The organism is Magnetococcales bacterium, assembly GCA_015231925.1.
Lineage (GTDB): Bacteria > Pseudomonadota > Magnetococcia > Magnetococcales > JADGAQ01 > JADGAQ01.
This window is the reverse complement of record JADGAQ010000166.1, coordinates 1-9,656: the sequence shown is the minus strand read 5'-3', so window position 1 is coordinate 9,656 and position 9,656 is coordinate 1. Positions and strand designations below refer to the sequence as shown.

10 protein-coding genes are annotated in these 9,656 nt (G+C 60.3%); all 10 read right to left on the bottom strand.

What is annotated here, in order from left to right:
* Positions 1-263 precede the first annotated feature (263 nt).
* Positions 264-1,289 (bottom strand): thiamine-phosphate kinase, encoded by a 1,026-nt coding sequence (gene thiL / locus HQL56_15425; GenBank protein MBF0310910.1) that lies wholly within the window; start codon positions 1,287-1,289, stop codon positions 264-266.
* A 159-nt stretch (positions 1,290-1,448) separates the two neighbouring features.
* The gene (gene nusB / locus HQL56_15420; protein ID MBF0310909.1) at positions 1,449-1,934 is read right to left on the bottom strand and encodes a transcription antitermination factor NusB; all 486 of its coding nucleotides are present in this window, start codon (positions 1,932-1,934) and stop codon (positions 1,449-1,451) included.
* Positions 1,935-1,942: 8 nt separating this feature from the next.
* Complete coding sequence (locus tag HQL56_15415; GenBank protein MBF0310908.1) at positions 1,943-2,416, bottom strand: 6,7-dimethyl-8-ribityllumazine synthase; 474 nt, start codon at positions 2,414-2,416, stop codon at positions 1,943-1,945.
* Entirely contained in the window at positions 2,413-3,672 is a 1,260-nt protein-coding gene (locus tag HQL56_15410; protein MBF0310907.1) for a bifunctional 3,4-dihydroxy-2-butanone-4-phosphate synthase/GTP cyclohydrolase II, read from the bottom strand. The genes HQL56_15415 and HQL56_15410 overlap by 4 nt, the downstream gene beginning before the upstream one ends.
* A 12-nt stretch (positions 3,673-3,684) precedes the next feature.
* Positions 3,685-4,344 (bottom strand): riboflavin synthase, encoded by a 660-nt coding sequence (locus HQL56_15405; protein ID MBF0310906.1) that lies wholly within the window; start codon positions 4,342-4,344, stop codon positions 3,685-3,687.
* Between the two features lie 79 nt (positions 4,345-4,423).
* On the bottom strand, positions 4,424-5,530 hold the full coding sequence (ribD, locus tag HQL56_15400) for a bifunctional diaminohydroxyphosphoribosylaminopyrimidine deaminase/5-amino-6-(5-phosphoribosylamino)uracil reductase RibD (protein MBF0310905.1): 1,107 nt from the start codon (positions 5,528-5,530) through the stop codon (positions 4,424-4,426).
* Positions 5,531-5,726: 196 nt separating this feature from the next.
* Positions 5,727-6,995, bottom strand: coding sequence for a serine hydroxymethyltransferase (locus HQL56_15395; GenBank protein MBF0310904.1), 1,269 nt, complete (start codon positions 6,993-6,995; stop codon positions 5,727-5,729).
* Between the two features lie 48 nt (positions 6,996-7,043).
* On the bottom strand, positions 7,044-7,493 hold the full coding sequence (gene rpiB, locus HQL56_15390; GenBank protein MBF0310903.1) for a ribose 5-phosphate isomerase B: 450 nt from the start codon (positions 7,491-7,493) through the stop codon (positions 7,044-7,046).
* A gap of 469 nt (positions 7,494-7,962) precedes the next feature.
* A complete protein-coding gene (locus tag HQL56_15385; protein MBF0310902.1) occupies positions 7,963-9,156 on the bottom strand; it encodes a tetratricopeptide repeat protein in 1,194 nt (397 codons plus the stop codon).
* A 54-nt stretch (positions 9,157-9,210) separates the two neighbouring features.
* A complete protein-coding gene (locus HQL56_15380; GenBank protein MBF0310901.1) occupies positions 9,211-9,516 on the bottom strand; it encodes a hypothetical protein in 306 nt (101 codons plus the stop codon).
* Between the last annotated feature and the right edge of the window lie 140 nt (positions 9,517-9,656).

The following is a 9,656-nucleotide window of genomic DNA, read 5'->3' as shown; positions in this document are numbered from 1 at the left end:
TTGGAATGCGTAATTTTTCTGTAACTATTCAGGATCCCGCGTAGCGCGATATGACCAAGTCAACGGCGAAAGGAAAAGTCCCAGGGGTACCCCCTGGACCCCATGGGGTCGGAAGTCAACAGCAAACGGAAGAGTCCCAGGGCGCTGCCCTGGACCCGTTGGGGGGGATAATCCCCCCCAAACCCCGGTATACCTGAACAGATACAGAAAAATTACGTATTCCAAAGTAGACGCGGTATAGTCCCCCCCGGCCCCCCGTATGTTCAAAAATGCCGGAAACCGCCCTCCGGCAACTTGATGGGATGCCCTTCTTCAAACAGAGAGATCACCCCCGCCTCCCGGGTGATGCGTCCGATTTCGGTGATTCTGGTGCCGCTGCGGGCCTCCAACGCCTCGATCTGATCCAGCGCCCCTTCCGCCACCGCGAACAACAACTCGTAATCCTCCCCACCGGTCAGAATCTGTCGCAGAATCGACTCCTTCTGCTCCGGCGTGGCCGCCCCGGCCAAAACCCGGCGCGCCGCATCCGATAACGGTACCCGCTCGGTGTAAATCGCCGCCCCCACCCCGGATTCGCGGCAAAGGTGTCCCAACTCCGAAACCAGCCCGTCGGAAATATCGATCAGGGCATGAGCCAGCGCCGTCTCCTGCAACATCTGCCCCAAGGCCACCCGCGGCTCCGGCAGATGAAAACGCCGCTGGAACCAGGCCAGATCGTCCGGATTATTGATGGTCATGCGCCGCAAGCGATGGGACAAACCCAACGTGGCGTCCCCGATGGTTCCCGAAACGAATAGACGATCCCCCGGACGCGCACCCTTGCGCCCCAAAGCCCGTCCCCGTCCCACCAGTCCCAACAGGGTGATGGTGATGGCGATACACCCCTTGGTGCCCACCGTGTCCCCACCGATGAGATTCACCTGGTATTCCCGTCCGGTATCCGCCAACCCCCGGGAGAACTCCTCCACCCACGACACCGGTATCGACGGCGGCAGGGCAAGGGAGAGCGTGTACCACCTGGGCTGTCCCCCCATGGCGGCAATGTCCGACAGATTGACCCGCAAGGCCTTTTGACCCAACAGATAGGGGTCGTCGTCCCGCAGGAAGTGACTGCCTTCCAGCAAAGCATCGGTGGTGACCAGCAGATGCTGGGTGCGAGGCACCGCCAACACGGCGGCGTCGTCGCCAATACCCGTCACCAACGCCTCTTCGGCCTGTTGCAGCGGGGCAAACAAGGTGCGAATGAGGCCGAATTCTCCCAAAGAGGCTATCGTTCTGACTCCCTCCATCACCGCTCCCTTCCAATCCTGTTCCGGACGTATCTGTTCAGGTATACGGGGGTTCGGGGGGGATTATCCCCCCGATGGATCCAGGGCAGCGCCCTGGGACTCTTGCTTTTATCGTTGATACGGTCACGCTGTGCAGGTTCCTGAATCGTAACTTCCGGACTAATCCTGAGGGGGATTGTCACGCTGGCCGGGGCCACGGATTCCCTTGACCCGCAGCCAGCCGGCAATGCGATCCATGACCCCGTTGATGAAGCGTCCCGAATCCTCGGTACCGAAACGCTTCGACAGCTCCACCGCCTCGTTGATCACCACCTGAATCGGCAGATCCGTGGCCAGCAACTCGTAGACCCCCAGCCGCAGGATGTTGCGATCCACCACCGAAATGCGTTCCGGAGCCCAGTTGTCGGCTCCCTTGGCAATCCAGGGATCGATCTCCGCGAGACGCCGCCAGGCGGCTACCGCGATATGGCGGAAATATTCCATGTCGCCATAGCCCTCGGCCTGATCTTCGGCAATCTGCTCCACGGCCCGTTCCATGTTTTCGCCGGAGATGTCGCACTGGTAGAAAGCCTGCAGGATCATCTCCCGGGCTTTGTGCCGTGCGCCATGGTGTCGCCTGGCCGGCGTCGCGCCTTCGTTTGCCATGGGGCGCGTCACAGCTGGCGGCTGAGGTGCATCATTTCCAGCACCGACATGGCCGCCTCCCAACCCTTGTTGCCGGCTTTGGTGCCTGCCCGGTCGATGGCCTGTTCCACCGAATCGGTGGTCAAGACCCCGAACCCTACCGGCAAGCCGGAATCCAGGGAGACGTGCGCCACCCCCTTGGTCACTTCCGCAGCCACGAAGTCGAAATGGGGCGTCGAACCCCGAATCACCGCCCCCAGACAGACGATGCCGTCGTAACGAGCCGCAGCCGCCAGCCGTTTGGTGGCCAGGGGAATTTCGAAAGCTCCGGGAACCCGCACCACGGTGATATCGCCGCGACGCACGCCGTGACGCACCAGGCAATCGATGGCTCCCTCCTGCAGACGCTCCGTTATGAAGCTGTTGAAACGGGAGACCACCAGCGCCACGCGACATCCGGCGCCATCCAGCAAACCTTCCACCACCTTGATTTCGTCCGTCATCGTGTACTCCCCGCCTCGGCCAGCGCCTCGGCCTCGTTGTCATCCGCCACACCCTGCAACAGATGGCCCAGTTTGGCCCGCTTGGTGGCCAGATAGTGGGCATTGTTCTCCCGCGGCCTCATTTCGATGGCCACCCGTTCCATTACTTCCAGGCCATAGCCTTCCAAACCCACGATCTTGCGCGGATTGTTGGTCAGAATGCGCATACGATTGACCCCGAGATCCCTCAGGATCTGGGCGCCGATACCGTAATCCCGCAAATCCGGCGGGAAACCCAACTGAACGTTGGCCTCCACCGTATCCATGCCCTGATCCTGCAGATTGTAGGCGTGCATCTTGTTGATCAAGCCGATGCCCCGCCCCTCCTGCCGCAAATAGAGGATCACCCCCTGCCCTTCGGCGCCGATCTGCTCCATGGCCCGGTGCAACTGCCCACCGCAATCGCAACGCTGACTGCCGAAGAGATCTCCCGTCAGACATTCGGAGTGGACCCGCACCAGTACCGGCTCTCCCGGACGAATCTCCCCCTTGACCAGAGCCACATGCTGGAAATCGTCCACCACCGTGGTGTAGACGAAGAGTTTCCACTCGCCGCCGAAGTCGCTGGGCAGCCGGGTCTCCACGGCGCGATGCACCAGTTTTTCGTTTTCCATGCGGTAGGCGATGAGATCGGCGATGGTGCCGATCTTGATACCGTGCTGCTGGGCGTAGGGAATCAGATCCGGCACCCGGGCCATGGTGCCGTCGTCGTTGAGCACCTCGCAGATGACCGCCGCCGCTTTCAGGCCGGCCAGCCGGGCCAGATCCACCGAGGCTTCCGTATGTCCCGCCCGCACCAGCACGCCTCCCCGGCGGGCCATCAGGGGAAAGACGTGACCCGGTCGGGCCAGATCGCACGGGGTGGTCTCATCGGCGATGGCCACCGCCACGGTACGCGCCCGGTCGTGGGCCGAAATGCCCGTGGTCACGCCGGTGCGCGCCTCGATCGAAACCGTGAAGGCCGTTTTGAATTTGGCGTTGTTGTCCTTCACCATCAACGGCAAATTGAGGTAGGAGACCCGTTCCTCCGTCATGGCCAGACAGATCAAACCCCGTCCGAAGCGGGCCATGAAGTTGATGGCTTCCGGGGTGCAACGCTCTGCGGCGATGATCAGGTCGCCTTCGTTTTCACGGCTCTCGTCGTCCACCAGGATGACCATGCGGCCCCGGCGAATCTCTTCAAGCACCTCTGCAACCGGATTGAATTCGAATTCCATGCTGTTCATCTTTCAGGCAAAGCCGCGCTCCCGCAGGAAAGCCTCGTCCAGACGGCTCCGGGTTCCACAAGCGGTTTGACCGTGCAGCAACCGCTCCACGTACCGACCGATCAGATCGGTTTCGATATTGACCTCGCTGCCGACGCGCAACGTCGCCAGGGTGGTTTTGAGCTGGGTGTGGGGAATGATGTTGACACAAAACTCCGTGTCATCCCCCCGATCCAGCAGACCATTGACGGTCAGGCTGACCCCATCCACCGCGATGGAGCCTTTGGACACAATATAACGCCCCTGGGCCGAAGGGACACGGAAGCAAATTTCCACGGAACGTCCCCGGGATTGCAAACGCACCACCGTGCCCACCGTGTCCACATGTCCCTGCACCAGGTGGCCGTCGAGACGTCCGCCTGCCGGAAGCGCCCGTTCCAGGTTGAGGGTGGCGCCGGGGCTCAAGGTTCCCAGGGTGGTGCGGGACAGGGTTTCCGAGGAGGCCTCGACCGCGAAACCGGTTGCCTCGCACGCCACTGCCGTCAGGCAGACGCCGTTCACCGCAATGGAGTCGCCCGGACGCACCGCAGCGCCAAAAGAGCAGCGCACGGTCAAGCGGGCGTCTTGTCCCTGGCGGCGCAAGGCGATCAGTTCACCCACCTCTTCGATCAATCCGGTAAACACGGCGACGCTTCTTTCCTGAATCTGTTGCGGTATGCAGGGGTTCGGGATTATCCCCTCCGGACCCCCGTATTTCGGCTCATCAACCGGGGAAATCTCCGGTGATCAGCAGATCCTGCCCCACGTTGCGCACTGCAAGGTTTTTCAGAGTTCGGGCCTCGGCGATGCGCGCCACGCCCAATCCACCCAGAATGGGCGGCGCCTCCCGTCCCCCGAAGAGCAGGGGAGCCACAAACAAGGCCAAACGATCCACCAAACCCGCATCAACCAAAGCCCCGGCCAATTCCGACCCCCCCTCCGAAAGCAGGCTGTTCATGCCGGCTTCGGCCACCCGTTGCATCAAATCCGGCAGATCAACCCGCCCGGTTGCGGTGGCGCGGCAATGCAGCAGGCGCAAGCCCGATTCGCCCCAACGCTCCATCAAGGCGCGACACGTTTCTGCCTCCGGAGCCAGAACAGTGGCAATCCATAACGGCGCACTGCGGGAGGAGGAGAAGATGGCCCGATCCGGCGGAATGCGCAACCGGGAATCGACCACCAGTCTGACCGGATCCCGCCCCCCCTTCAAGCGGCAATTCAGACGGGGATCATCCGCCAGCACGCTGCCGATACCGGTCATGACCACGTCGTGGCGGTCACGCAGGCGTTGCACCGCCATGCGGGCGCCCTCTCCGGTGATCCACTGGCTCTCCCGGGTACGAGTGGCCACCTTGCCGTCCAACGTGGCGGCCATTTTCAGGGTGATCAGGGGACGCTGCCGCAGGATGCGGGTTACAAAAGGGCGGTTGAGGGCGTGCGCCTCCTCTTCCAGCACCCCCGAAACCACCTCCACGCCTCCCTCCCGCAACCGGGCAAAACCGCTGCCCGAAACCCGGGGATCGGGATCCGACATGGCCGCCACCACCTTGCGCACGCCGGCTCGCAACAGGGCATCGGCGCAAGGGGGGGTGCGTCCCGTGTGGCTGCAGGGTTCCAGGGTGACGTAGACCGTGGCGCCACGGGCTGCTTCCCCCGCTTCCGTCAGGGCCTCCACCTCGGCATGGGGCTCTCCGGCACGGTGATGATAGCCTCGCCCCACCACCCGGTTCTCCCGCACCACGACACAGCCCACCACCGGATTGGGACGGGTGCGTCCTTCGGCGCGCGCTGCCAGACGCAGAGCCTGGGCCATATACGTGGAATCCATCATCGATGCCGCTGCCTTTCAATATTTTAAAGTATCAAAAAAAAAGGAAATGTTCTGTCATTTGACTTTTATTTAAAAAATAAAGAAAAGAAAACGTCAAAGGATAGAACATTTCCTTTTTTTGATACTTAGAAGATAAAATATTGAAAGTCCGGCAGGGGGAGAGATCCCCCCCTCGGACTGTGCCAACGGTATTCTGTCACAACCAGGGGTAGACGGGAAAACGATGGCACAATTCGGCCACCTCCATCCGCACCTCGGCCTCCACCGCCGCATCGCCTCCCGGATTGCCGCTGGTGGCATCCACCACCCGCACGATCAGGCGACCCACCTGGGCGAACTCCGCCACGCCAAAACCACGACTCGTGGCCGCCGGGCTGCCCAAACGGATGCCGGAAGTCACGAACGGACTGCGCGGATCACCCGGAATGGCGTTCTTGTTGCAGGTCAGTCCGGAACGTTCCAAAGCCTGTTCCGCATCCTTGCCCGTCAGATCCCGGGAAGTCAGATCCACCAGCATCAGGTGGTTGTCGGTGCCGCCGGAGACGATACGCAGGCCTCCCGCCACCAGGGTTTCGGCCAATCGCGCCGCATTGCGCCGTACCAAAGCGGCATACAGGCGGAATTCGGGGCTCAACGCCTCCTTGAAGGCCACGGCCTTGGCGGCGATGACATGCATCAGCGGCCCGCCCTGAATGCCCGGAAAAATCTTCGAGTTGATCTTCTTGGCCAGATCCTCCCGGTTGGTCAGAATCATGCCGCCCCGGGGACCGCGCAGGGTTTTGTGGGTGGTGGTGGTGACGATATCGGCGTAGGGCACCGGGCTGGGATGCTCTCCCGCCGCCACCAAACCGGCGAAGTGGGCCATATCGACCACCAGGGCGGCTCCCACCTTGTCGCAGATGGCGCGAAAGCGGTCGAATTCGATGACGCGGCTATAGGCCGATGCCCCCGCCACGATGATGGCCGGACGGTGCTCCAGGGCCAACGCCTCCACCTGGGCGTAATCGATGCGTTCCGTGGTCGGATCGAGGCCGTATTGCACCGCCTTGTAGATCTGCCCGGAGAAGTTGACGCTGGCGCCATGGGTGAGATGGCCGCCGTGGGCCAGGGTCATGCCCAGAATCAGCGATCCCGGCTCCGCCAGAGCCAGATAGGCCCCCATGTTGGCCTGGGAGCCGGAATGGGGCTGCACGTTGGCGAAACGGCTGCCGAAAAGGGTGCAGGCCCGTTCGATGGCCAGGGCTTCCGCCCGATCCACATGTTCGCAACCGCCGTAATAGCGCTTGCCGGGATAGCCTTCGGCATATTTGTTGGTCAGAACGCTGCCCTGGGCCTCCAGAACCGCCCGGCTGACGATGTTTTCCGAGGCGATCAGCTCGATGGTGTCCCGCTGGCGATCCAGTTCGTGGCCAATGGCGGCGTACAGTTCCGGATCGACTTGCGCAAGGCTTGGAAAGGCTTCCACGGTCCCTATCTCCTTCCGATAAATACAGCTGGTTACGTGTACTATCAACTATTCCCGCGGGCTGCAGCCCGATTCGATCTTGTCCAGGCGGGTTTGATGGCGACCGCCTTCGAAGGGGGTGGTCAGCCAGACCTCCAGGATGCCTTCCGCAGTGGCTTTGCCGGTGGTGCGGCCCCCCAGCACCAGGACATTGGCGTTGTTGTGCTGGCGGGAGAGGCGGGCGGTGTATTCGTCGTGGCAGAGGGTGGCGCGGATGCCGGGAAAGCGGTTGGCGGCGATGGACATGCCGAGGCCGGTTCCGCAGAGCAGGATGCCGGCTTCGGCTTTATGGGTGAGCAGATCCTGGCACAAACGGGAGGCCAGGTCGGGGTAGTCGACCGGGAGGGAGCTGCTGGTACCCAGGTCGGTGATGATGAAGTCGGTGCGGGAGGCGAACCAGGCCAGGAGGTGTTGTTTCAGTTCCAGGGCGCCGTGGTCGCAAGCGATCAGAATGTGCATGGTATCGGTCCGAAGAGGGAGTGGCAAAACGCCCGCGTCCAGGTGCGGACAATCTTTTGACTTTCAATATGTTATCTTTTAAGTATCAAAAAAAGAAAGTGTTCTTTCTTTTGACTCTATCTTTTAAAATATAAATTTCTGTAACTATTCAGACCCCTTCACAGTGCAGCATGATCGTGTCAACAGAAAAAGGAAAAGTCCCAGGGGTGCCCCCTGGACCCCATGGGGTTGAACGTCAACGGCAAAAGGAAAAGTCCCAGGGCGCTGCCCTGGACCCGTCGGGGGGGATAATCCCCCCTTATGTTTGAATAGTTACAAATTTCTCAATAATACTCCGTAAAGGTCTGAATACTAATTATAAAGAAGATTTTACCGATAGTGTCTCAACGAAAAATCAACGTCAACAGATAGAACATTTTCTTTTTTTGATACTTAAAAGATAAAATATTGAAAAGAAAAGCTCTCAGAATCACAACGGCTCCATCGTATCCCACCGATGACACTGTGGGCATTTCCAATAGATGTCCCGGGAGCGGAATCCACACTGGGTACACTGAAAATGGTGCAACAGGTGAATCTGCCGCTCCAATCCACCCCGCGCCACCTGCCACGCCTCTTCGAAACACCCTTTCCGGGCCAGCAGGGTCGCCAGTTGCAGCGCGATTTCCAACGACTCCGCACAGGTATCCAGTCCCCGTCGCAGAACGACGATGGCCTCTTCCTGCCGTTCCCGTTCCGCCAGCCATGCACTCCACCACACCATCAACCGGGGGGAAACCGCAGGAGCCTGCACCGCTTCACTCAGGCACTGTTCGAATCCGGCCACATCTCCCCGACATTCATAAGCCAGCCGCAAGGAATCCACCAGCAAAAAAAAGTGGCTGGGCCGGGTGGTCCGCACGGCGGCGAAGCTCTGAATGGCCTCCTCCACCTGACCCTGACGCAACAAAGCCTCCCCCAGGAGGCGATGAGCCTCCACACATCCGGGAAAGATGGTGATCGCTTCCCGCAACGTCTGCAGCATCCGTTCCCGATGGTCCTCATCCACTGTTCCCGACAGGCCGAACTCCATGGCCTGTTTCACCAGCAGATGGGCCTCCCGCCGGGGGTCTTTCCGGTTGGTCAATTGCTGCAGACGGCGCAACCTTTCCAAGGCGTGATCCCAGCGGGCTTCGCTTTCGTGCAGACTCAGACAACCCTGGATGGCCCGTTGATGGCCGTCGTCGATCTCCAGCACCCGGCGGTAGGCTTCCACGGCGCGGTCCACGAAGCCGCCCTGGCGATAATCCTCGCCCAAAGCGTAGAGAGCGGCGCACAGGGTCTCCTGGGGCAGATTGGGCCGGGCGATGATGGTTTGGTGGATACGAATGGCCCGTCCCACTTCGCCGCGGGCTCGGAAGAGGTTTCCCAGGGAGAGATAGATCTCCACCGTCTCCAGATTGAGCCGGACCGCTTTGGTGAACTCCTCGATGGCTTTGTCGGGCTCATCAGTGATCAGGAAGTGGAGCCCACGATAATAGGAAGCCTTCTCCCCTTCGGCGCGGCTTTCTCCTTCCCGGCGTCGCCACAGCGACTGTCCGTGCAGGTAGCCCAGCAGATAGAGCAGAAGAGCGGCCCCTGCCAAAAACCAGATCGAGGAACCTGCCCCATCCCAGAAAAACATTTTTATTCTTGTATGTGACTGGTTTAGCGGAAAGCCCGTATAGATCGCGACTATTCAATAAGGAAGATCTTTTTCAAGAGGCAAATTGCGAAGATTGATTACTTCTTGCTCAAGATCACGATTCTGGAGCAGCAAATGGTCGTTCAATCGCCGGTATTTTCGATTGGAAAGAACGCCTGCCAGGAGTCCCAGGGCATAACCCGCGAACAGGAAGAGAAACAGCAGTTCCACCAGTGGAACCCGTGGCAGAATCCAGCCCCCCGGAATGGTCAACTCCACTTCCACCTGATTGGCTGCGCCGAACAGGGCGGACAATCCCGCCAGGAACAGAAGCAGAATGATGTGATGGCTGTTCTGCATGGGGCACTCCGGCCGGGTGGTACCCTGTATCCTGGAACGAAACCGGGGTATTTCTGCAATACGTCCGCAACCATAAGGGATTTATTCTTTTGACTTTCAATATGTTATCTTTTAAGTATCAAAAAAAGAAAATGTTCTAT